This window comes from Pedobacter cryoconitis (genome assembly GCF_003259615.1).
Classification (GTDB): Bacteria; Bacteroidota; Bacteroidia; order Sphingobacteriales; family Sphingobacteriaceae; genus Pedobacter; species Pedobacter cryoconitis.
The window spans coordinates 49,647-73,878 of the sequence record NZ_QLLR01000026.1 but is presented as its reverse complement, the minus strand read 5'-3'; the positions used below and the strand labels follow the sequence as shown (position 1 = coordinate 73,878).

The window sequence follows — 24,232 nt, the reverse complement described above, 5'->3', positions numbered from 1 at the left end:
AAATTTAGAAATTTTTCAAAGTTAAGGAATTACTAGCTTTATTTATAATATGACCACATAACGTGTTTCTTTGCCTTGTAAACACCCTATTTTATGATTTTATAATTTTTATATTCACCAATCCGCCATCCGGTAAGCATTTCGATCCTGTGCAGGAACATTCTCCGTGGTGATAAATCTATCCTGGTAGGGTCATGTTTAAAAACCCAGTCCTGAGCGGCGATAGTTTTCTTCATCACCTGCGGGTGTGCTTCTTCAAAGGGGGCAAGAATATCTGCAATGCTGCCAAAATCAAATGTTTTGTACTGCTTGTAGTTTTCCAGTACCTGCTCTTTTGGCTGATAGTAACTGCCGAAGCTTTTTACTTTTCCCAGCAACAAATCAGGGTTCCGGCAGTAAGAGTAGTGAAATATACGGGCATTCAGCAGTTTAACATGTAGCTTTCTGCTGTTGGTGTTGTTTTCGTAATCTGTTACTGAAGGATAACTTCTGAACCCTTGTGAATCTTTATAAGAATAATAAGAAGGATCATTTCTGATAATCCTTATTTCTCTGCGGTGCCATTTTCTGGTTGTCCCTCTGTGTTTATAATCCCCTATGAAATGAAGAAAATCAAATAAGAAACCTTCCACTTTTTTGTCGTGCAGGTTATCTTCCATTGCTTTTTTTATTTCAGCAAGGTCATCCTCATGGAAAACTTCATCAGATTGAATATGAAACGCCCAGTCTCCGGTTACTGCTTTCAGGCCGATATTGGACTGCTGAGCGAATACTTTGCCCCCTTTGATCAAATCATCATCCCATACAGTATCTATAATCCTGATCTTAGCTGAACCAATAGCTTCGATAGCTTCGCGTGTTCCATCGTCCGATTTACCGACTACTGCTATAAATTCATCACATAAAGGGAGTACAGATTTTATAGACTCAATTACAGGGTATCCGTATTTGAAACTATTTCGCATATAAGTGAAGCCGCTTACTTTCATTTTAATCGAATTACTAATTATTTATTTTGCTAAAGAATATATATTCTGGTTCTTTGCAGGCAAAGATAGCTTAACTTTTTGCCAATGAAAACCATACCTCAATATTTGTCGGCCATACAAGAAGGCGATTATTTGTCCTTAGCACGGGTATTGACACTTATTGAAAATTCTCTTCCCGGCAGCAGTGAAATACTCAAACAGCTTGTGATTAATCAGCAGACTCCGGTAATCGGGATTACTGGTCCTCCGGGGGCTGGTAAAAGTACGCTCGTTAATGCGATGATTGACAGGCTGAGCGCGCAGGATAAAAAAATCGCAGTTTTGGCTGTTGATCCTACTTCTCCTTTTAACCTGGGCTCTTTATTAGGTGACAGGGTGCGGATGTCTGCACATTTCAATAAGCCCAATGTTTTTATTCGTTCTGTGGCCACAAGAGGGTCAGTTGGAGGGCTTTCTGCAAAAATTATTGAAATGACAGATGTTTTAAAGGCATCGGGTTTTGATTATATTATTGTAGAAACAGTTGGTGTTGGTCAGTCAGAGATTGAAATTGCAGGTTTGGCAGATATAACATTAGTTGTTTTAGTGCCTGAAGCAGGTGATGAGATTCAGCATATTAAATCAGGGCTCATGGAAATCGGTGATGCTTTTGTCGTTAATAAAGCAGACCGGGAGGGGGCTGATAGTTTCGCAAATCAGCTGAAAAAAATGCTGCATCAACGTGTTCATGCGGTGCCGGTCTTTAAAACAGTTGCAGATAAACAGACTGGCGTTGATGAATTGCTGGCCTGGCTTACGGGACTGGAAATTCAGAAGAATGAGAAGAAACTATTTTTGTATACTGAAAAGGCATTCAAATTAATACAGAATGATAGAATGCAGGACGTGGTGAAAGCTGAACTTCAACAGGAAATTGCTGAAGTTCTTGAACAGAAAGATTTTAATCTTTATCGCTTTATTGGGGCCTACCTTAAATAAAAGGCGGTATCAATCTGGCTTAAGCACAGGGGTGGTCAGCTGCATTTTTTTCCAGTGATCGCCTTTTTCATATAAGAAAAACTTACCCAGTTTATATTTTACTTTTAAATAGCCATTGTAATCTGTACCCAATATCCGGTGCGGGATCTCTGGATTATTTTTTAAAGACTCCACAATGGCTTTGGTATAAACAGTGGGCCCGGTCATCTGGTGAACATCATGCGGGTATTTATTCTGACGGATGTTATCAAGGACCATATCCATTGTCTTTTTCAAAAACGGATGTCCGGGGCTGTAAATCAGTGCCCATTGTGCAAATAAATCAGGATTTCCTTCTCTGGTAATGATTGCAGTATCGTCTGGCTGAATAAACTGGTTCAGGCTTCCGTTAATTCCGCTGTCAATGTCTACATAGACTCCACCTTTCTTATATAAGACTGCATAGCGGAAAAAATCTGCTTTAGCTGCGCCTATATTTATCTTTTTATAAAGTGACAAAACTTCTGCCCCATATTCCTGAGTCAGGAAGGCTTCGATTCGCTGATCATCATAAAACTCATAACTATAATCCTGGTTTTTCTTCCTGAACCGGGATATATGCCAGCGGGTTAATAAGGGCAGTTTAGACGTTTTGAAGGTCTGGTGTATAATTTTTGGTATAGACATGATTTCTTATAAGGTTGAGCTGTTCATAATTTCTTCTATTTCTTCAGCATCAATTGGGGTATTCGCCATTAAGTCGATGTTTCCATCAGCAGTAAGTAGTATGTTGTTTTCCAGCCGGATACCAAACCCTTCTTCGGGAATATAAATTCCGGGTTCACAAGTCAGCAGGTTTCCTTCTTCGAAAGGGGTATAGCGGTTTGCAAAATCATGAACATCAAGCCCGAGGTGATGGCTGATGCCGTGCATAAAGTATTTTTTATAGGCCGGATATGCCGGGTTTTGATTCTTTACGTCCTCCATGGAAATTAGTTTCAACCCGACCAGCTGCTCAGTCATCAGCTCACCGACCTTTCCATTATAGTCGTTTCCCGAAATACCAGGCTTCATTAGTTTTTTAGCTTCCTTCAAGACCTGGTGTACTGCGTTGTAAACACTTTTTTGCCGGGGTGTAAATTTGCCGTTTACAGGAATAGTGCGCGATAAATCTGCATTGTAATTTGAATATTCTGCGCCAAAATCCATCAGAATAAGCTCATTATCTTTACAGATCTGGTTATTATCGCCATAGTGAAGGATGTTTGCGTTGTTACCAGCAGCAATAATTGGGGGATAGGCATGTCCGGTAGCTTGCTGACGGATAAATTCATGGATAATTTCTGCTTCGATTTCATATTCAGTTACCCCTGGCCTGGTAAAATTAAGAACTCTGATAAAAGCATCCCTGGTGATCGCACAGGCTTTTTGAACCAGCTGAATTTCTCCGGCGGATTTTGAGGCTCTGAGCTGACGCATAATTGGTGCGGCTCTTTCGTAGTGGTGTAATGGATATTTAGCCTTCATTTCTGCAATAAAACGAATGTCACGGTAAGCTACGGTATGTGCCTTACTGTCATTCTCATTTGTATTCAGATAAATATGGTCCGCATAAGTGATGATACTGTGAAGAATATTATCAAAATCTTCTATCCAGTATATCTTTTTTATACCTGAAGCACTTTCTGCCATTGCTTTAGTATATTTATGGCCTTCCCATACTTTAATATGCTCATTTGTCTGTCTTAAAAACAGGACTTCTCTATATAATGGATTAGGACAATCAGGGTAAAGCAGTAGTATTGTGTTCTCCTGGTCTATTCCGGTAAGATAAAACAGGTCACAATTTTGTTTGAAAGGAAAATTCTGATCACCACTCCTTGGGAACTCATCATTGGCATTGAATATAGCTAACGAGTTGTTTTTAAGGTGTTTATTGAAATTTAATCTGTGATTAATAAAGAGTGTGTTTTCTATATTCTGATATTTCATATCCTGCTTTATCGGTAGACAAATAAAGGGAAATATATCGAATTCTTAAAATTTGTTAAAATTGGAACGGAGTTTGTATATACCTTGTGAGAATTAAAAATTTGTTTAATTTTGCTACACAAAAAAATTATACATTTTTAAATTTGTTTAACCTTAAAAAAGAAAAATTATGAATTATTCTACTTTAAAGAAGGGTTTAGCAGTTTCTTTTGTTGCTGTAATGGGTGTTACTACTCTTGCTTCAGCTCAAACTGATTCTACTTCCACTTCATCTTCAGCTAAAGTGTTTGGCGGAAGAGGCCAGTACAGAACTTGGTCAATTGGTGTTAATGCTGGTGTTTTATCTCCATTCGTTGCGATTGGTGGATCAAATGACTTCAAAAACGCAGACGTTAACTTAGGTTACGGTGTTTCATTGAAAAAACAACTAGGTCATGCTTTCGGTTTAGAAGGTAACATTTTCCGCGGAAAAGTTTCTGGTACAAACAAAGATATGCCAGGTGGTCAACAAGGTGGTATCTCTAGCTTCGAAACTCAAATTGGTTACGCAGCAGACATTAGAGGTGTTGTTAACGTTGCTACAGTAGATTTCTTACGTCGTGAAAACTCAGTTAACTTCTTCGTTACTGTTGGTTACGGTTTAGTTGCTTATGCTCCTAAAGTAACAGCAGCAGGTGGTGCAGTTACTGACTGGAAAGACAAAGCTGGTGATAACCATGACAAAAAATACGTTAAAGAAGCTTACATCCCAGTTGGTGCTGGTGTGAAATTCAAAGTTTCTGACCGTGTTGCTTTTAACTTAGGTTACACTATGCACTTCATTGACAGTGATAACTTTGACGGAGTTTACGCTAAAGGAACAACTAAAGATAAATTCTCATACGGTTATGCTGGATTAGAATTCTCATTAGGTTCTAAAGCTAAACCAAACCTTGACTGGGTTAACCCTCTTGCAATTATGTATGATGAGTTAAAAGACCCTTCATTACGTCAAGAAGTTGAAGCACTTAAAACTCGTGTTTCTAACGTTGAAAAATCTGTTGAAGATTTGAAAAAAGATAGCGATGGAGACGGTGTTTCTGATCAATTCGACAAATGCCCAGGAACTCCTGCTGGTACTGCAGTTGATGGTTCAGGATGTCCACTTCCTGTTGCAGCAGCAGCTACAGTAGTAAATGCTTCTAACGCAACTGGTTTCGAAACTATCCAATTTGAATTCAACTCTTCAGTTTTAAAAACTGAATCTTACCCTACTTTAGATAAATTATCTTCAGTATTGAAAGAAAGCAATGGTAAAGCCTTAGTAAAAGGTTATGCTTCTAGCGAAGGTACTGCTGCTTACAACTTGAAATTATCTAAAGACAGAGCAAACTCAGTAAAAACTTACTTAGTTAACTCTGGAGTTAGTGCAAGCAAAGTTGCTACTAAAGGTTTAGGTGAAGCAAATCCAATCGCTTCTAACGATACTGAAGAAGGTCGTATCCAAAACCGTCGTGTTGAAACTTCAAGAAACTAATATTTCTTAAACAACATAGAAAAGGGTTCTGATTTATCAGAGCCCTTTTTTTATGCGCTGGATTTTATACATTTGTGTTATGTACTTTTTTAGAAAAAAAGATCCGAACAGGCCAACTAGTATTGACATCAAAATCATGCATGTCATCAATGCGCTTGCTATCTCAATTTTCATCATTGGAATTACTTTGAAACTTTTACACTGGATATAAATCATGAAGACAATCATCAATACCTCGAATGCGCCAGCTCCGATCGGCCCTTATAGCCAGGCTGTATTAGCTAATGGATTTTTATATGTATCCGGACAAATCCCAATTAACCCTGCAACTGGAGAGCTTACACAGTCTTCTATCAAAGAAGAAACTGAACAGGTAATGCGTAACCTGAATGCTGTATTACTGGAAGCGGGTTTTGAATTCACACATATCCTGAAATCAACCATATTTCTGTCAGACATGGATTTATTTGCTGAGGTTAATGAAGTTTATGGTTCTTACTTTGAGTCTGACTTTCCTGCACGTGAAACTGTAGCGGTAAAAGGATTACCTAAGGGCGTAAATGTAGAAATCTCAGTGATTGCTTATAAAGGATAAGAGCTTTCTGCAGTGTAATACCGCTGATCATATTAATACTAACTACCAACAGCTTGTTTGCTTCTGATTTAGATACAACGATTGAATTTTTGAAAGGAGTAGGCCCTAAACGTGCTGAAATTTTACAAAAAGAATTAGGTATATATACTTATGCTGACTTGCTGGGTTGTTATCCTTTCCGGTATATTGACCGGACACGTTTTTATAAGATAAATGAGCTCGATGCTGATTTACCTTACGTGCAGATCCTTGGACGGATTACCGGCAAGGAAACTATAGGGGAGAAACATAAGAAAAGAATTGTAGCCAGGCTGACCGATGAAACCGGAACAATTGAACTGGTCTGGTTTCAAAGTTTAAAATGGGTAGATGAAAATGTGATGCGCGGGAAGGTATATATTGCCTTTGGCAAACCAACCGTTTTCAATGGTTCCTACAGCATTTCTCATCCCGAAATGGAAAGTTACCCCAGACCTGCTACACTGACTGGAAATCTGACTCTGCAGCCTGTTTACAACTCTACAGAAAAGCTGAAGAAATTTTCGCTTGATAGTAAAGGGATCCAGAAAATGCAGGCTTTGGTTATTGAACAATGTCTGCAGGAAATCAGGGAAACAATTCCTGCTTATATTCTGGATAAGTACCGGATGGTTAACCGCCGGGAAGCCTTGTTAAATATTCACTTTCCTAAAGATACCACTGCTTTACAAAATGCACAGCGCAGGCTGAAGTTTGAAGAATTATTCTTTATCCAGCTTCAGCTGTTAAGTAATAAACAATTCAGAGAACTGAAGTTCAAAGGACACCTTTTTAGTACAGTTGGGGAGAGGGTGAATACTTTCTATAAAGATATTCTGCCATTTGAGCTGACAGGTGCGCAAAAACGGGTCATCAAAGAAATCAGGCTGGATACCCAGCGCGGCATCCAGATGAACAGATTAGTACAAGGCGATGTTGGAAGTGGAAAAACAGTTGTCGCTTTAATGAGTATGCTGCTTGCGAATGACAACGGTTACCAGGCTTGTATGATGGCTCCTACTGAAATTCTGGCGCGTCAGCATTATCATTCTATCTCTTCATTACTGGATGGAAGACTGATTAAAGTTGACATCCTGACAGGTAATACGACCAAAAAACAAAGGGTACTTTTACATGAACAGTTAGAGGCAGGGGAAATCGATATTCTGGTCGGTACACATGCACTGATTGAAGATAAAGTAGTCTTCAAAAATCTCGGCCTGGTCGTTATTGATGAACAGCATCGTTTTGGTGTAGAACAAAGAGCCAAGCTCTGGCGTAAAAACAGTACACCTCCGCACATCCTGGTAATGACCGCCACGCCAATTCCAAGAACACTGGCCATGACTTTATATGGAGATCTGGATGTTTCCATGATCGATGAACTCCCTGCGGGAAGAAAGCCCATTGAAACTAAACATTTGGTGGAAGGGCAACGGCTGCGGATGTTCGGTTTTATGAAAACGGAGATTGCAAAAGGCAGGCAGGTTTATGTAGTTTACCCATTGATTAAAGAGAGTGAAAAACTGGATTTACTCCATTTGGAAGCCGGTATAGAACAAATGCGTTATCAATTTCCACTACCAGATTTTCAAATTAGTATTGTCCATGGGCAGATGCCTAATAAGGATAAGCAGTATGAAATGCAGCGGTTTATAGATGGAAAGACTCAAATCATGGTGGCAACAACGGTGATTGAGGTTGGTGTAAACGTTCCTAATGCTTCTGTAATGATTATTGAAAATGCAGAAAGGTTTGGGTTATCACAGTTACATCAGCTGCGCGGAAGAGTGGGCAGGGGGGCAGAACAATCCTTTTGTATCCTGATGTCTGGCGAAAAGCTAAGCAGAGAAGGCAGAAAGAGATTGGAAACGATGGTGATGACCAATAACGGGTTTGAGATCTCAGAGATTGACCTGGAATTGCGCGGGCCAGGAGATCTTTCTGGTACGATGCAAAGTGGGGTACTGGATTTAAAACTGGCAGATTTAGTGAAAGACCAGCAGATCCTGCACGAAGCCAGAAATACGGTGATTGAGGTTTTTCAGCAAGACCCTACGCTTTCTTTACCGGAAAATGCTTTGTTGAAGCGCTTTGTCGATAAAAAAAGCAGAGGGATCGCTTTGGATAAAATATCTTAGAATCAGATTTTCTTAATCTTCATCACTTCCTGGCATAGAGCCTTTTCCTGTATAAGCACCTTTTCTGATCACCGGAACACCCAAATGTTTATACAAGTCATCTAAGTGCATCAAACTTCCATTGGTCAGGTTACCCAGGAAAACAATGACAATGTTCTTTTGGATGTCGCGCACATAAATGTGACGGAAACCATGCCACCAGCCCGTATGGTAAACTACTTTACGTCCGTTTTCTCCGTCATACATTCTCCAGCCGTAACCATAGTTGAAGTGGCCGTTGATAGCTTTATTATGACCTGTATAAGCAGAATCAAGACTTGCTTGTTTTAATAACCTTCCTTTTTTCAGGGCGTTATCATATAAAACCAGGTCATGAATTGTACTGTAAATACCTTTGTCACCTACCGGACCATCCAGGAAATTTTGTACTACTGAATATTTCCAGGTACGGTCATGGCCAACTACATCAACAGGTATTTTAGAATAAGCAGTAGTAGAATATACGTGTGTATGTTTCATGCCCGCAGGTTTGAAAACATTTTCCATCATATAATCTGAGTATTTTTTGCCGGTTACTTTTTCAATAATAGCACCAAGCACCATAAAATTGGAGTTATTGTAATGAAATCTTGTATCCGGTTTAGCATAACGGTTAGGTTTATATTGTGCAATGAGGTTCATTACATCAAGATTACTCATCGGTTTCTTTTTGTCTTTCCATACGCCGTCGCTGAAATATACATAGTTCATCATTCCGCTGCGGTGTGTAAGCAAAAGCTTGACAGTGATGTCTTCGTAAGGAAAATTAGGATAGAATTGTTTAACGTTATCTGTTAATTTAAGTTTACCCTGTTCCACAAGTTGCATGATGGCAACTCCTGTAAATGTTTTAGTAATAGAGGCCAGTTCAAATTCAGAATTGATCTTTAAACTGTCACGGTGAAGATAATCTGCCCACCCAATTGCTTTTTCATAAAGTATTTTACCGTCTTTGGCAACGAGCATATTTCCGTTAAACCCATATTTCTTGTGCAGGTTATCTACAAAATTAGCGATCCATTTGTCCCCTTTGGCCGGGTCATATGAAATGAGGAGGCTATCAGCTTTATCATCATTTACGGTTCTGATCTTCGGGTCCTGATGTTTTTTGTTAGCATGTGAACAGGCACTAATGAGAAAAGTGGCGAGTAAAGCCACGGGAAAAAAGGTACGGTAAGTCATGAATTAGATTAGTCTTTTTTGAAGCCTGAAAAATAAACAATATTAAGCCTTTAAACGCAAAAGAGTTTTAAACATTATCATATACTTTACATTCTTCTATAGAGATAAAAGCTTATTTTTGAAAAAAAACAAAAGAAATGAATTTTAGAACCGAACACGACACCATGGGCGAAGTTCAGGTCCCTGCTGATAAGTATTGGGGTGCACAAACTGAACGTTCACGTAATAATTTTAAAATTGGTCCTGAGGCTTCCATGCCAAAAGAGATTATCCATGCTTTTGGTTATCTCAAAAAAGCTGCAGCACTGGCTAATCAAGAACTTGGTGTGCTTGCAAGCGATAAAGCAGAATGGATTGCTAAAGCATGCGATGAAGTAATTGCCGGAGCTTTAGATGATCAGTTCCCACTGGTTATCTGGCAGACAGGTTCTGGAACCCAGAGCAACATGAACTCCAATGAAGTGATTGCAAACCGTGCACATGTGATGAACGGTGGCAGCCTGGCAGATGAGAAGAAAATTCTTCATCCGAATGATGATGTCAATAAATCACAATCTTCAAATGATACTTACCCTACAGCGATGCACATTGCGGCATATAAACAAGCTGTGGAAATTACTATACCAGGTTTAGAAAAACTGGAAAAAACATTAAAAGCCAAAGCGGTTGAGTTTGCTCAGATCGTGAAAACAGGAAGAACTCACTTTATGGACGCAACTCCATTAACGCTGGGTCAGGAATTTTCAGGTTATGCGCAGCAAATTACCAACAGTATCAGAGCAGTTAAAAATGCTTTGGTTATGATTACTGAATTAGCTTTAGGCGGTACTGCGGTAGGAACAGGATTGAATACACCAAATGGGTATGATGTACTGGTTGCCCGCAAAATTGCTGAACTTACAGGTTTACCATTTGTAACTGCGCCAAACAAGTTTGAGGCATTGGCTGCACATGATGCTATGGTAGAATTATCTGCTGCTTACAAGCGTACTGCTGTAGCTTTAATGAAAGTGGGCAATGATGTGAGAATGTTAAGCTCAGGTCCGCGTTCGGGTATTGGTGAGATCATCATTCCTGATAACGAGCCAGGATCTTCTATTATGCCGGGAAAAGTTAATCCTACGCAGCCAGAAGCATTAACGATGGTTTGTGCACAGGTAATGGGTAATGATGTAACTGTAGGTATTGGCGGCAGCAACGGACATTTCGAACTGAATGTTTTTAAACCGGTCATTGCAGCGAATGTATTGCAGTCGGGAAGATTAATTGGTGATGCTTGTGTGTCATTCAACGATAATTGTGCGGTAGGTATTTTACCAAATTTACCAGAGATCAAAAAACATCTGGAAAACTCTTTAATGCTGGTTACAGCATTGAATCCGCATATCGGTTATGAGAATGCGGCTAAAATTGCTAAAAAAGCACATAAAGAAAATAAAACACTTCGCGAAGCTGCTGTAGAACTGGGCTTATTGACCAGTGAGCAATTTGATGAATGGGTAAGACCAGAGGATATGGTAGGTAGTTTAAAATAACATGAATAGATACCATTATCTAATTATTCTATTTTGTTTGATAGCGTCTCTCGGTTGCGAGAGGCGCGCAAACGTTCAGGGTAATGGAGAAACATTTTTACAGGGGGTATGGAGTCAGGATAGCATCACCAATGCGTCTAAACTGATGAATTATACACACCACCAGGTGAAAATTACCTGTGACTCATTTTACGTTGACCTGACGACACATTCAAAAGTCAACTATTATGAGGACCCTTGTTACAATAATGGCGTTTGGAAAGAATATGCAAAGGGTGTATATCAAGTAAGAAAAGATAGTTTGTTCTTAGAAGGAACCTATACTAAAGCTAATTATAAGCAAAAGGTTTCCGGTTGTTATACGGTTGGAATATACAGGAAAAGTTTCCTGATCAAGTCAAAGGACTCCACTCATCTTTCTTTACAAAGTTTGAGTGATCAAAGGGACGTTAACCTTGTTCTGAAACAAAAAATCAAATGTGTACCGCAAGAATTATAAAATAAAACAATGATTTCAGTAGTAAATATAAAAAAGGTTTGTATCGCAGTTGCATTGATTGCTTACCTGCCATTGAATGCAGCAGCCTGGGGACAAACAGGACATCGTATTGTCGGACAGATTGCCGACTATTATCTGACTGCAAAAGCCCGCAAAGCTGTAAAACAGGTACTGGGAAATGAAAGTATGGCAATTGCAAGTAACTGGCCGGATTTCATCAAGTCAGATACGTCATATAACTACCTGACCAGCTGGCATTATGTAAATATCCCTGGTAATCTGGATCAGAATGGGGTGTTTAACTTCCTGGAAACAAGTAAGGAACCTAATGTTTATAACAAGATTCCCGAAATGATCAAAATTCTTAAGGATAAGAAAAGTACAGCTGAACAGCAGCAAATGGCTATGCGTTTACTGATCCATATGGTAGGCGATGTACATCAGCCGATGCACACGGCAAGAAAAGAAGATCTTGGCGGTAATAAAGTCAGTGTAATGTGGTTTGGTCAGCGTTCAAATCTTCACCGTGTGTGGGACGAAGAGCTGGTTGACAGACAGCAATTAAGCTATACGGAATATGCGACGGCTATTAATCATCCTTCGAAAGAGCAGTTTACGAAATGGAGCCATGATTCTCTGAAAGAAACTGTTTATGAGTCTTATGTAGCGTGCAATAAAATATATGACAAAACGAAGGCTGATGATAAATTAAGTTACCGTTATAACTTTGATTTTATTGATCTGATGAATGAGCAGTTGTTAAAAGGTGGGGTACGTTTAGCACAGATTATTAACGATATTTATTCATAAGCCGATGAAGATTCTGATGGTTTGCCTGGGTAATATCTGCCGTTCTCCGCTTGCAGAAGGGATTGTGAGGCAATTGATTGCCGAAAAAGAACTGGATTGGGAAGTTGCTTCTGCCGGAACAGGAAACTGGCATACCGGGCAGCCTGCAGATAAAAGAAGTATAGCTATAGCTAAAAACTATGGATATGATATTTCCAGACAACGTGCCCGTCTTTTTGGACAGGAACTGTTTGATGAATTTGATCATATCCTGGTAATGGATAAGAACAATCTACGTGATGTATTAAAATTGGCGGCAAATGAAGAACATCGTCAAAAAGTAAGGTTGTTTTTGACGGATGAAGATGAAGTTACTGACCCTTACTTTGATGATCAGTTATTTGACCCGGTTTTTTTAACGATAGAAAAAAGAGCAAAAAATCTGATAGAAGAATTAAAAAAGTAGAGAATGGAACCTTTGAAATTATATCAAATATTACTTGGATGTAAACCTGCTGGCAGAAATACAGAACAACATGATGTGTTTTTTGCAGTAGGGACCTGTTTAAAGGATCTGATCCCTCAAATTATGGAATTCTGGCCTGAAGCGAATGGTAAGATACATCTGGATGCCTGGAGAGAAGTTACAGCAGTAGAAGGATTTAATATCTCGATCGTTGAGAAAGCATTAGCGCATGATCAATCACCGCGGGCTTTATTTTTCCTGAACCTGGGCGGTTATAAAAAAGATGAATTTGATGAACTGCATTACAGAATGCTTTTGGTCGGAGGAGATAAAGCTGAAGTGATTAAAAAGGCTAAAGAATCTGCATTCTTTCTGCATACGGGTTTTGAGGGAGCACCTTCTCATATCGATGATAAATATGGTGTTGATGTGGATGACATTTTTGAAATTGAAGAGGTGTTGTCAGCTGATCTTAAAGAACGTTATCAGATTTTAATAGCTCCTGCTGAAACAACAGTTAAGGACGAAATTCACCTGGGTTATCTTCCTCTGAAAAATTTGTAAAACTTTTCTTTGGGGCATGCGTTACTTCCATGACTAAATTTTTTAGAGACATGGAAAACACTAAAGTAAACCCAGAAACACTGAACGACCTGATTCAAATTAATAATGACCGTATTGCTGGTTATGAAAAAGCTATTCAGGAATTATCACCGGAAGACAGTGATCTGAAAGAATTATTTGTGAAAATGATCGCAGAAAGCCATAAAATTAAATTGGCTTTAGCAACTGCAGTTCAAGGTACAGGTACTGATATGGAAACTGGAACTACAACATCTGGTAAAATATATCGTGCCTGGATGGATGTGAAAGCCGTATTTACCGGCCATGATCGCAAAACGATCTTAAACAATTGTGAAGCTGGGGAAGATGCCGCACAAAGAGCTTATAAATCAGCTCTGGAAGAGGAAGGTCTTTCTGCAGATACAAGAAGCTTGATTACACAACAAAAATCGGAGCTGCGTGCGTCTCATGACCAGATTAAAGGGTTAAGAGATCAGACCGCATCTTAAAATTATAGCAAACAAAAAGCCTGAGCATATCGCTCAGGCTTTTTGTTTATAGGGTTTGACTAAATACCAAACTCTTTGTCGAGGTACTCTGTTACTTTTTCTATCGCACTATCAATAGTATCACTCAGAATCGTAATAAAAGAACCTGATTTCGCTGTGGCTATTAAAAACTGAAGACAGTCAGCGGAGTCATTATTGATAATGATTTCCATGTTCGGTTTAACTTCTCTGATACCTGAGATCAACAGATCTATGATTTCCTGCGGCTGACGGCCACGAAGATACCTTTCCTGACAAATGATAATTTTGTCAAACATTTCTGCAGAGATACGGGCTGTTTCTTTGATGTCTTCATCACGTCTGTCGCCGGTTCCTGAGATTACGCCGATATGTTCTGTCGCTTCAATTGTTTTCAGATAGTCTTTGATCCCGTTAAATCCATTGGAGTTATGCGCAAAATCAACAAGGATTTTAAACTCTTTGAATTTAAAGATGTTCATTCTTCCTGGCGTTTGTGCAGCAGAAGGAATAAAGGTTTCCAGGGACATGCGTATATCTTCGATCTTATACCCCCATAAGAAGGTAGATAGGGTCGCAGCCAGTACATTCTGGATCATGAAATCAACACTACCGCCAAAAGTTAACGGGATATGCGTTACTTTATCTACCCTGATCTTCCAGTCCCCTTTTTTGATCGTGATATATCCGTTCTCATAGATTGCTGCTGAACCGCCTTTTTTACAGTGCTCTACAATCACAGGATTGTTCTCATCCATGCTAAAGTAAGCGACTTTACAATCTGCAGTTTCAGCTATTTTAACGCAGTATTTATTGTCTGCATTCAGTACTGCCCATCCGTCTCTTTTAACCGCTCCAATAACAACTGCCTTTACTCTGGCCAGATCATTTAAGCTATGAATATCTGCAATTCCAAGATGATCTTCCTGTATATTGGTTACTACGCCAATATCACAACGTTTAAATCCAAGTCCTGCTCTCAGAATACCACCTCTTGCGGTTTCTAACACGGCAAATTCCACGGTAGGATCTCTCAATATAAATTCTGCACTTACTGGTCCTGTGGTATCTCCTTTCATCAGCATGGTATTCTGAACGTAGATACCATCTGAAGTTGTGAAACCAACCCTTGTTCCATTGCTTTTTACAATATGTGCAATCAGCCTTGTTGTAGTTGTTTTCCCATTTGTACCCGTTACGGCAATGATTGGGATTCTGTTAGCTTTACCGGGAGGATATAACATATCAATTACCGGGGCAGCAACATTCCTTGGCAGGCCTTCACTTGGAGCAAGGTGCATCCGGAATCCCGGTGCAGCATTAACTTCCAGGATGACACCACCATTTTCTGTAAGTGGTTGTGTCAGGTTTTGCGCCATGACATCAATTCCGCAAATATCCAATCCGATGATACGGGATATACGCTCACTGATGAAAATGTTTTGCGGGTGAACAAGATCAGTTACATCTATAGACGTTCCACCTGTGCTCAGGTTAGCTGTTGATTTTAAATAAACAAGCTCTCCGTTTGGCACAACAGTTTCCAGTGTATAATTCTTTTTAGATAACAGATCAAGGGTATCGCGGTCAACAAGTATTTCTGTTAAGACATTTTCATGTCCGTAACCGCGGCGCGGATCTTCGTTTTCTTTATCAATTAATTGCTGAACAGTGGCAGTTCCATTTCCGGTTACATGAGCTGGAACGCGTAAGGCTGCGGCAACCATTTTATTGTCGATAACCAGGATTCTGAAATCGTAACCTGTAATAAAGCTTTCAATGATTATTCTTCTGGAATACTGTTTTGCATGTTCAAATGCAAGTTTAGCAGCTTCTGGTGTTTTAACATTGATGGATGCGCCTTTACCGTGATTTCCATCCAATGGTTTAAATACCAGCGGAAAGCCGATACTTTCAATGGCATCATCCAGTTCGCTTATATCAGAGATTGTAACTCCATTGGCCACTGGTATAGCCGAATCTTTTAAAATTCGTTTAGTCTCATCTTTATCTCCGGCAATATCTACAGCGATACTGTTTGTCCTTTCGGTCATGGTTGCTCTGAAGCGCACCTGATTTTTGCCGTAGCCTAATTGGATTAGAGAGCTTTTGTTTAGTCTTATCCATGGAATATCCCTTGCTATGGCTTCATCTACGATAGATCCGGTACTTGGGCCAAGGCGTTCCATTTGTCTTAATTCCCTTAAGCGGTGAATGTCAAATTCAAGGTCGTAATCAAGGTTGTCGATCAGGGCTTCTGCGATTCTAACACTGGCTTCTGCAGCATAAATACCTGCTTTTTCTTCCAGGTAGCTGAATACTACATTGTAAGTCCCTTCTGTTTTGGTTTGTCTTGTTCTTCCAAAACCAGTATCCATACCTGCAAGGGTCTGGATTTCCAGGGCAATATGTTCAATGACGTGCCCCATCCATGTACCTTCTTTAATACGGGCAAAGAAGCCTCCGGGTTCACCTTTCGAGCATCTGTGCGTAAATAAGCTTGGAATCATTTTTTCCAGACGATCACCAAACCCATCAATCAGATTTGTCGGACGTTGTTCCATGTCCTCCAGATCTAATCTCATTTGTATTAGTTTTTTCCTGTTGACCGACCAGATATTTGGTCCCCTTAGCACTTGAATGCCGAGTATTTTCATATATGTTATTTATTGTTTTTTAATGGTGATGAAGCTTGCCAGGCTGAAGGGCTCTGGCAGGTTTCATATATGTTATTTATTGTTTTTTAATGGTGATGAAGCTTGCCAGGCTGAAGGGCCCTGGCAGGTTTCATATATGTTATTTATTGTTTTTTAAAGGTGATGAAGCTTGCCAGGCTGAAGGGCCCGGGCGGGTTTTACCCAATGAAACAACCAGTTTCATCCTTCATTTGTTTTTCAGTAATATTTCTTTAACAGTGAACCTGTTGTCCCCGAGGACTGTCCTGGCTTCAGGATTAATTCGATTTTGTTTTCAATAAAGGCTGTGTATGGATAATTCCGTTGTTGTCTAATTAGGTTTTTTCGTTAAAAACGCTGTTAAACGGTTAATCAATATATGAATGTTTTTTTATAAATAGCCGAAGTTATCCGCTTAAAAACACTTAAAATATAAACGTGCATAAATTTAATCAAAGAATTGGATAATAAAGGAATAATTGTTGTTTGCACACAGATTATTGATTAAATATGGTAATATTTAAACTAATGAATATATATTTGAGATTTTAGGCTAAGAAAACAAATAAAATGGCTCCAAAAGGTAAATTGATAATTATTGGTGGTGCAATAAATACCGGAAGTTTTACTGAAACACAATTCGGACTACCTCAGAATATGAATTTCTTTGAGCGTGGTATTCTAAAACGTATTACTACTGAATCTGTTAAAGGCACTTCATCCCGTTTCGAAATCATTACAACAGCATCGCTGGTTCCTGAAAAAGTTGGGGAAGAATATATTAAAGCTTTCGCTCAGCTTGATGTACATGATGTTGGCGTACTTAATATCGTCAATAGAGAGCAGGCAAATGATCTTCTCAATTGTAAAAGGGTTAAGGCGGCCGACGTACTGGTATTTACCGGTGGAGATCAGCTCCGGTTATCTTCTATTTTTGGAGGTACAGCCATACATGAAATCTTGCTTGATAAATATGAGAATGAAAAAGTTGTAATTGCGGGTACCTCTGCAGGTGCTGCGGCAAGTTCTAAAAATATGATCTACCAGGGTAATAGTAAAGATGCCCTGTTAAAAGGAGAAGTCAAAATTACTGCCGGACTCGGTTTTATCGATGGCGTAATCGTAGACACTCATTTCGTACAACGTGGCAGGATCGGGCGCTTGCTTTATGCAACAGCCAGCAGTCCGGGGATACTTGGAATTGGCCTGGGAGAAGATACAGGTTTGTATATCTCCAATGGCAATACCATGGAAGCAATCGGTTCGGGGATGGTTATCCTTGTTGACGGAAGAAGTATGTCAGATACCAATCTTACGGATGTAGAAATGGGGCAGCCGGTTTCTATTAAGAATATGGTCGTTCACGTGATGTGTGACGGAGATATTTATGATCTTACAGCGCATCAGTTAACTATTCATCATCCAAAAGTTATACCTACACCCTAATCGTATGAAATTAATTATCCACGGCGGTTTTTTTAGTGAATCTTCCACCAATCAGAAAACTAAAAAAGCGAAGCAAGACGCGTTAGCTGAAATTGCTTCACTGTCTCATGCTTATCTGCAATCTCATACTGCGCTGGAAACTGTAGCTTATGCAGTTAATTTGCTGGAGGATAATATTCTTTTCAATGCAGGACTGGGCTCACAAATTCAAAGTGATGGTAAAATAAGACTGAGCGCTTCCATTATGGATGGAAAAACACAGAAATTTGCAGGGGTAATTAATATTCAGGATGTTCAGAACCCTGTCCGGATTGCTTCATTACTCTTAAATTATGAAGACAGCGTATTAAGCGGAGAAGGTGCAATACAATTTGCCAGAAATAATAAATTCCCCTATTTTGATCCGGTTATACCTCAGCGCTTAGCTGAATTCGAATTGAAACTTAATCAGCAGAATAACAAAGGAACAGTAGGTTGTGTAGCGCTGGACGCTGCTGGTAATCTTGCTGCGGCAACCTCTACCGGGGGAAAAGGTTTTGAAATTCCATGCAGGGTCAGTGATTCCGCAACTGTAGCAGGGAACTATGCAAATAACCACGCCGGAATTTCCTGTACCGGAGTAGGCGAAGATATTGTGAGTGTCGCGCTATCGGCCCGGATTGTGACCCGCGTTACCGATGGCTTTACCTTAAAGGACGCTTGTGACAAATCTTTCCGGGAATTGAAGGCAATCGATGGCTTTGCAGGTGTAATCGGAATTACCGCTGCTGGAGAAGTCTACCACACTGATTCACATCCCTATATGGTATGGGCTTCTTTTGATGTTAGTTTACAGGTGTTTAACTAAAATATATATATATATTTGTAATATGTATAAACTCTGTTTCGCTCTGCTATGCCTGGGATTCTCCGGGTCAGCAATGGCACAAACAAATACCTTTGTTCAGCAAGAACCACTCTCAAACAATGGTTCGATCACTATTGCTGTATCCGGAGCAGATGGTGATTTCTACTTTGAACAGGCTGAGAAGAATGAAAAGAACGGGGATTTAAACGATGCGGTTACCCTTTTTGGAAAGGCCGCCTTTGAATACAATAACTCTAAGAATTTTTCCCGTTACGGTGCCTCTCTTTTAAGATTGAGCAATGTTCATTACTTAATGGAGCACTATACAGAGGCAGAACAGGTAACCTTAAACGTTGCCCTTAAAACCTATTCAAGATTCGGAAACAGAGTCGGACAAATGGCTTCTTATAACCAATTAGGTAAAATTTATTTAGCATCAAATAAGCTGACACAGTCCATGTGGTTTTTTACCCAGCAAGGGATTTTAGCCAGACAAGTCAATAATAACTCCGCTTATATCGACTCTATACTTGGTCTTGTGCAGGTGAAAATGAAGAAAAAAGAATATTCACTGGCCTTAAAGGATATAAACCGTGCAGAATTATTCGCTAAAACGACTAATTTAAGCCAGTTTAAGGGGCAGTTTAAACAAGCCAGAACCTCTATCGCAGAAAAGAAGAGTTCACTAAAATAAAATTACCTATTATTAAGCTCCTTTGAAAATGCTGTTTACGTGTGTGTTAGCGTTTATTTTAATCGTTAACATAGATCGTATTGCCTACTATTTAATTATCTTTGGTAAAGATTACAGAAAAGAGACAGTATAATACTGTCTCTTTTCTGTTTATTTGAGAAATTGGTATCATATTGGTTGTTATTATAAAAAATGGATTTTAAATTATTTAAAGAGATGTTGAAAAGAATATTACTGGTCACCTTCACTGCAGCTGTACTTGCCTGCTCGGCCGCTCCAAAACCACAACAACTGGTTGAAGGTATCCCTAATATTAAGCCTGATGAGCAACAGAGTTTGGTATGCAAGGAAATCGTGGCGCTTATAGAAAATTATAACTATAAGAAATTAACAGTAAACGATTCTATTTCCTCTCTTGTGCTTGATAAATATATCAAGGCATTGGATCCCTATAGAAGTTATTTTCTTGCCTCAGACATTAAAGATTTCGAACAATTCAGGACTACATTGGATGATGCTTTCAGAGCAGGTGATCTAAGTGCACCATTTTATATTTTCAACGTTTATTCTAAAAGATATAACGAAACCCTGAATTATGCAATGGCACATATCAAGGACAAATATGATTTCAACCAGAATGATACTTATGTATTTGACAGAGAGAAAATGCCATGGGTAACTTCTACAGCTGCCTTGAATGATATTTGGAAAAAGAGAGTTAAATATGAACTGATTAATTTAAAGATCGCTGGTACTGCTGAAGCTAAAAATGTAGAAACATTGACTAAAAGGTATCAGAACCTGAAATCACAGTCTTCTAAATTGAATAATCAGGATGTATTCCAGATGATCATGGATGCTTTTACAGAAACCATTGATCCGCACACTAATTATTTTAATCCAGCTAAAGCTGTTCAGTTTAATGAAGATATGGCACGTTCCTTTGAAGGGATCGGTGCACGTCTGCAACTGGAAAATGATGTACTGAAGATTTCAGAGATCATTCCTGGCGGACCTGCTTTCAAAAGCAAGCAACTCAACTCTGGTGACAGAATTATTGCTGTAGGACAGGCAACAGGAGAATTCGAAGATATTATTGGATGGAGAATTGATAACTCTGTTGCTAAGATTAAAGGCCCTAAAGGAACTAAAGTAAGATTGAAAATTATTCCTGTAGGTCAGGATATGTCTTCTAAACCAGTGATCGTAGAAATGACGAGAGAGAAAATCGTGATGGAAGATCAGTCTGCTAAAAAAGAAGTTAAAACTATTGAGTCGAATGGTAAACCCTATAAAATAGGGATCATCACTGTTCCAGCATTCTATGCTGATTTTAAAGCAGCTAATGCAGGTGACCCGAATTATAAAAGTACAACCCGTGACGTAAAACTATTAATTGATACCCTGAAAAATAAAGATAAAGTTGATGCGATTGTAATGGACCTTCGTGCCAATGGCGGCGGCTCATTGTTAGAAGCTATTGATCTGACAGGGTTATTTATAGATAAAGGGCCTGTAGTTCAGGTTAAAGACTTAAAAGGAAATGTAGAAGTTAGCAATGACGAACATCCGGGTGTGGCCTGGGCTGGTCCTTTTGGTGTTATGGTAGATCGTTTGAGTGCTTCGGCCTCAGAGATCTTTGCAGGAGCCATTCAGGACTATGGAAGAGGAATTATCATCGGTACACAAACTTATGGTAAAGGAACAGTTCAGTCATCAATTGACTTAAACAAACTGGTTACTCCTTCTGTGCTGCAACGTTTGGCAAACCTGGTTCAGAAAGGTTCTCCGGCTTCTGGTTTAACAATCAAAAGTGGAAAAGATGCCCCTCAACTAGGACAGATCAATCTGACTATGGCTAAATTCTATCGTGTAAACGGTAGCAGTACACAACATAAAGGAGTAATGCCTGATATTACCCTGCCATCTTTCTACCCGATGGATAAAATTGGTGAAGACACAGAAACATCAGCATTGCCATGGGATGAGGTTCAAAAATCTAACTTTATTCCAGTTGCAAACTTAGCTGCTGTGAAACCAGAACTGGTTAAACTGCATGAGGCAAGAATGGAAAAATCACTGGATTATAAAGTGCTGATCCAGGGAATAGCGGACATGAAGAAACGTGATCTGGAGACTTCTGTTACCCTGAATGAAGGTAAACTGAAAGCAGAAAGAGATAGTCTGGAAGCTAAATCTCTGGAAAAAACCAATAAACTGAGAGCATCAAGAGGTTTGCCACCAGTTAAAAAAGGAGACAAGGTCAAGAAGAACGAAGACTTCGACTTCTTCCAGGATGAAAGTCTGAGAGTAATGGGAGATTTTATCCAGCTTAAGCAGCAATAACAACAAATCCATAAATGAAAAAGTCCCTTCTCAGCTGAAAAGGGACTTTTTTTATGCCTGTTAATTTTTAGGCTTCTGGAATTGCATAGCCATCATTTCTTTCATCGTTTTGTTCATCCCGTCAGTAGAACCATCAAGGAAAATCACATTACCATCACTGTTTTCTGCGAAATGCTTAATAGATTCAGTCCACATCGTAAACAAGATTACAGAAATATCGAGGTTTGCTTCTTCCATTTCCTGAGCTGCTTTAGTCATACCATGTGCAACCTCAGCTCTGAATAAAGCGATACCCTGTCCACGTAATTGTGCCGCTTCACGTTCAGCTGCTGCGGCAATTTTAATCGCATTACCATCGGCTTCAGCACCTTTGGTTTTCGTAATCAACAGCGCTTGTCCTTCATTCTCGGCAGCTGCTTTAAGGTTATTTGAAGCTACTACACGGCTCATAGAACGCATAATTTCATCGTCGAAAGTAATATCATTTAATTGCAGATCCTGTAAATGATAACCCCAGGACTCCAATACTATATCAATTTGTTCCTTTACGTGCATTACGATCTCATTTCTCTGCGCTAAAACATTGGCTTGTTTCTGAGTCGCTACATATGCCCTGATCGAACCCTCAATAGTACGAATCAGTGCCTGCATTAAATTGGTCGCATCTACGAACTTAAAAGCGACATTCTTGATTGTTTCTTCATCGTGATTCAGAACAGAATAGAGCAGCATGGCCTTAAAATAGACATTGGCCTGATCTTGTGTTACCGCCTGAAAGGACAACTCTACTGAGCGGTTCTGTATAGAGATCCTGGAATAGATTACCTCGATAAGCGGAATTTTAAAATTTAGTCCGGGTCTTAGTTGCCGTCTGTATTTTCCAAAGACCGTAACAACTGCAATTGTACCTTGCTTTACCGTTACAAAAGAGCTAAAAAGCACGATCAGGACAAAGAAGAAAAAAATGTACATGGCGTAATTCATGATTAATAATTTAATAAGTTAAACTTTTTCAAGATACGCAATAACTATCATATGCAAATCTTCGGGGGCTTAAACACTCCGGGCACAGATATTGTATAAGAAGATTTGAATTAACTTAATCATCATGAACGTAAAAAGAATTTTTGGTACAATCTTAACTATCCTTGGCATTATCGGCCTGATCTATGCAGGTGTTGGATTTGTAAAACATACGATGATGACGCGTGAACTTTTAGTTTCAGCAGCAATCAGTATCATCTTCTTTTTCTCCGGTATCAGCCTGGTCAAAAACACGAAAGATGAATCTTAATCCTTCATCCGGATCTGTTGACCGGTAAATTGCAGGTGATGGCCAGGGAAATCGGCAGCTGTTAAAGAGACTATCTTTTTGAAAGCAGTTTGTGCTGTATCTAAAGTAAGACGGTGAACTTTATCTTGTTTGACTGAAATTACATCAGCATATAGAAAATCTCCCTTGCCATTGATCTTAACCTGTAAAAGCGGGGCAAAGCCATTAGGGCCTTTTAAACTAAACATTCCATAGGTACAGAAATTACCAAGACTGTAGGCAATAAACTTATTCTTGTAGACTTCCACCGCGCGGGTAACATGCGGGCCCTGTCCCAATACAATATCAGCACCGGCATCAATTACCGCATGGGCGAAAGCATAAACGTCCCCCCGGTTTTCCTTGTAAAAGATCTCATTTGTTCTGGGTACATGTTCAAACCTCGCACCTTCGCCACCACCGTGGAAAGAAACAATCACAATATCGACCTGCTTTTTAAGAAAAGACACTAATTGCTTCGCACTATCTGCCTGGTTGATGGAAACCGTACCTTCATTAGGCGCGAAAGCGCAGAAACCATATTTTACACTGTCTTTTTCGAAAATAGTATAAGGATGAGAAGTTAAGCCCGCATAGTTGATTTCCAGTGAATCCAGGATTGCCGCACTGCGTTTTCTTCCCTTCCAGCCAAAATCTCCCACATGGTTATTCGCCACACTGAGTAAATTAAAGCCCGCCTGCTTATAAATTCCTGCATAACGTTCCGGCATTCTGAAAGCAAAACAACTATTGCCAATGGTATCCTTACACTTCGTTGATTTCCCGCTGTTCAGAAAACAGCCTTCCAGATTCCCGAATACAATATCGCCCTTTAAAAAAGACGCTACATTTTTAAAGCTGCCAACCGCATCATCAGGGGGCAGATTTGATTTCGAAGGGTAAGCAGAACCCAGCATCATATCGCCAACTGCAGTAATGGTCAATGTGTCTTTTTTAGACCTTAAAGTTGTATCTCTTTGAATAGCTGAGTGTTGTTCAGCTGCCATATTCACATTTCCTGTGCAGCTCAGTAAAATCAGGCTGGTTGCTACAGCAAGCAAAATAAAGCCGGTTATTTTAGTTTTCATCTTTTCATTCATAAA

At 39.5% G+C, this 24,232-nt stretch carries 23 protein-coding genes; 16 read left to right on the top strand and 7 right to left on the bottom strand.

From position 1 onward, the window contains the following. Positions 1-86: 86 nt before the first annotated feature. Entirely contained in the window at positions 87-989 is a 903-nt protein-coding gene (locus LY11_RS20245; protein ID WP_111635445.1) for a glycosyltransferase, read from the bottom strand. A gap of 84 nt (positions 990-1,073) precedes the next feature. Here LY11_RS20245 and meaB point away from each other — a divergent pair, with 84 nt between their 5' ends. Beyond that, positions 1,074-1,967 (top strand): methylmalonyl Co-A mutase-associated GTPase MeaB, encoded by an 894-nt coding sequence (meaB, locus tag LY11_RS20240; protein ID WP_111635444.1) that lies wholly within the window; start codon positions 1,074-1,076, stop codon positions 1,965-1,967. Between the two features lie 9 nt (positions 1,968-1,976). Here the strand turns inward: meaB and LY11_RS20235 are convergent, their stop codons facing one another. After that, positions 1,977-2,633: a glycosyltransferase family 32 protein gene (locus LY11_RS20235; protein WP_111635443.1), complete on the bottom strand. Its 657-nt coding sequence runs from the start codon at positions 2,631-2,633 to the stop codon at positions 1,977-1,979. Between the two features lie 6 nt (positions 2,634-2,639). Beyond that, positions 2,640-3,938, bottom strand: coding sequence for an aminopeptidase P family protein (locus LY11_RS20230; protein WP_111635442.1), 1,299 nt, complete (start codon positions 3,936-3,938; stop codon positions 2,640-2,642). Positions 3,939-4,107: 169 nt separating this feature from the next. On the opposite strand from LY11_RS20230, the gene LY11_RS20225 reads away from it, so the two are divergent. Genes LY11_RS20225 through recG form a run of 4 tightly spaced genes read left to right on the top strand, consistent with a single transcriptional unit; the run spans position 4,108 to position 8,208 of the window. After that, a complete protein-coding gene (locus LY11_RS20225; RefSeq protein WP_111635441.1) occupies positions 4,108-5,454 on the top strand; it encodes an OmpA family protein in 1,347 nt (448 codons plus the stop codon). 52 nt (positions 5,455-5,506) lie between these two features. Continuing rightward, a complete protein-coding gene (locus LY11_RS27250) occupies positions 5,507-5,665 on the top strand; it encodes a DUF6728 family protein (protein ID WP_311676427.1) in 159 nt (52 codons plus the stop codon). 3 nt (positions 5,666-5,668) lie between these two features. Then, positions 5,669-6,049 (top strand): RidA family protein, encoded by a 381-nt coding sequence (locus LY11_RS20220; protein ID WP_111635440.1) that lies wholly within the window; start codon positions 5,669-5,671, stop codon positions 6,047-6,049. Positions 6,050-6,102: 53 nt separating this feature from the next. Continuing rightward, complete coding sequence (recG, locus tag LY11_RS20215; RefSeq protein WP_111635439.1) at positions 6,103-8,208, top strand: ATP-dependent DNA helicase RecG; 2,106 nt, start codon at positions 6,103-6,105, stop codon at positions 8,206-8,208. Positions 8,209-8,220: 12 nt separating this feature from the next. Here recG and LY11_RS20210 read toward each other — a convergent pair whose 3' ends face one another. Then, positions 8,221-9,429, bottom strand: a complete 1,209-nt coding sequence (locus LY11_RS20210) for a serine hydrolase domain-containing protein (RefSeq protein ID WP_111635438.1) — start codon at positions 9,427-9,429, stop codon at positions 8,221-8,223. Positions 9,430-9,566: 137 nt separating this feature from the next. Here LY11_RS20210 and fumC point away from each other — a divergent pair, with 137 nt between their 5' ends. The 6 genes from fumC to LY11_RS20180 are packed head-to-tail and all read left to right on the top strand — an operon-like array spanning position 9,567 to position 13,791. Then, on the top strand, positions 9,567-10,964 hold the full coding sequence (fumC, locus tag LY11_RS20205) for a class II fumarate hydratase (RefSeq protein ID WP_111635437.1): 1,398 nt from the start codon (positions 9,567-9,569) through the stop codon (positions 10,962-10,964). Between the two features lie 37 nt (positions 10,965-11,001). Continuing rightward, the gene (locus tag LY11_RS20200) at positions 11,002-11,463 is read left to right on the top strand and encodes a fumarate hydratase (RefSeq protein ID WP_245952843.1); all 462 of its coding nucleotides are present in this window, start codon (positions 11,002-11,004) and stop codon (positions 11,461-11,463) included. Positions 11,464-11,472: 9 nt separating this feature from the next. Further along, positions 11,473-12,273 carry a S1/P1 nuclease gene (locus tag LY11_RS20195; protein WP_111635435.1) on the top strand — a complete coding sequence of 267 codons (801 nt, stop codon included), beginning with the start codon at positions 11,473-11,475 and terminating at the stop codon, positions 12,271-12,273. Between the two features lie 4 nt (positions 12,274-12,277). Continuing rightward, positions 12,278-12,718 (top strand): low molecular weight protein-tyrosine-phosphatase, encoded by a 441-nt coding sequence (locus LY11_RS20190; RefSeq protein WP_111635434.1) that lies wholly within the window; start codon positions 12,278-12,280, stop codon positions 12,716-12,718. A gap of 3 nt (positions 12,719-12,721) precedes the next feature. Next, entirely contained in the window at positions 12,722-13,282 is a 561-nt protein-coding gene (locus tag LY11_RS20185; protein WP_111635433.1) for a DUF1543 domain-containing protein, read from the top strand. A 50-nt stretch (positions 13,283-13,332) separates the two neighbouring features. Continuing rightward, positions 13,333-13,791 (top strand): ferritin-like domain-containing protein, encoded by a 459-nt coding sequence (locus tag LY11_RS20180; protein WP_111635469.1) that lies wholly within the window; start codon positions 13,333-13,335, stop codon positions 13,789-13,791. Between the two features lie 59 nt (positions 13,792-13,850). Here LY11_RS20180 and cphA read toward each other — a convergent pair whose 3' ends face one another. Further along, positions 13,851-16,466 (bottom strand): cyanophycin synthetase, encoded by a 2,616-nt coding sequence (gene cphA / locus LY11_RS20175; RefSeq protein WP_111635432.1) that lies wholly within the window; start codon positions 16,464-16,466, stop codon positions 13,851-13,853. A 588-nt stretch (positions 16,467-17,054) separates the two neighbouring features. On the opposite strand from cphA, the gene LY11_RS20170 reads away from it, so the two are divergent. The 4 genes from LY11_RS20170 (at position 17,055) to LY11_RS20155 (ending at position 21,817) form a co-directional block, all read left to right on the top strand. After that, complete coding sequence (locus LY11_RS20170) at positions 17,055-17,930, top strand: cyanophycinase (protein WP_111635431.1); 876 nt, start codon at positions 17,055-17,057, stop codon at positions 17,928-17,930. 4 nt (positions 17,931-17,934) lie between these two features. Next, the gene (locus LY11_RS20165) at positions 17,935-18,777 is read left to right on the top strand and encodes an isoaspartyl peptidase/L-asparaginase (RefSeq protein ID WP_111635430.1); all 843 of its coding nucleotides are present in this window, start codon (positions 17,935-17,937) and stop codon (positions 18,775-18,777) included. Between the two features lie 22 nt (positions 18,778-18,799). After that, positions 18,800-19,471: a tetratricopeptide repeat protein gene (locus LY11_RS20160; protein WP_111635429.1), complete on the top strand. Its 672-nt coding sequence runs from the start codon at positions 18,800-18,802 to the stop codon at positions 19,469-19,471. 216 nt (positions 19,472-19,687) lie between these two features. Further along, complete coding sequence (locus tag LY11_RS20155; RefSeq protein ID WP_245952842.1) at positions 19,688-21,817, top strand: carboxy terminal-processing peptidase; 2,130 nt, start codon at positions 19,688-19,690, stop codon at positions 21,815-21,817. Between the two features lie 60 nt (positions 21,818-21,877). Here LY11_RS20155 and LY11_RS20150 read toward each other — a convergent pair whose 3' ends face one another. Beyond that, complete coding sequence (locus LY11_RS20150) at positions 21,878-22,801, bottom strand: SPFH domain-containing protein (protein ID WP_111635427.1); 924 nt, start codon at positions 22,799-22,801, stop codon at positions 21,878-21,880. 124 nt (positions 22,802-22,925) lie between these two features. On the opposite strand from LY11_RS20150, the gene LY11_RS20145 reads away from it, so the two are divergent. Beyond that, on the top strand, positions 22,926-23,111 hold the full coding sequence (locus LY11_RS20145) for a hypothetical protein (RefSeq protein WP_111635426.1): 186 nt from the start codon (positions 22,926-22,928) through the stop codon (positions 23,109-23,111). Here LY11_RS20145 and LY11_RS20140 read toward each other — a convergent pair. Next, positions 23,108-24,217, bottom strand: coding sequence for a CapA family protein (locus tag LY11_RS20140; protein WP_111635468.1), 1,110 nt, complete (start codon positions 24,215-24,217; stop codon positions 23,108-23,110). The two genes, LY11_RS20145 and LY11_RS20140, sit on opposite strands and share 4 nt — an antisense overlap. Positions 24,218-24,232: the final 15 nt, after the last annotated feature.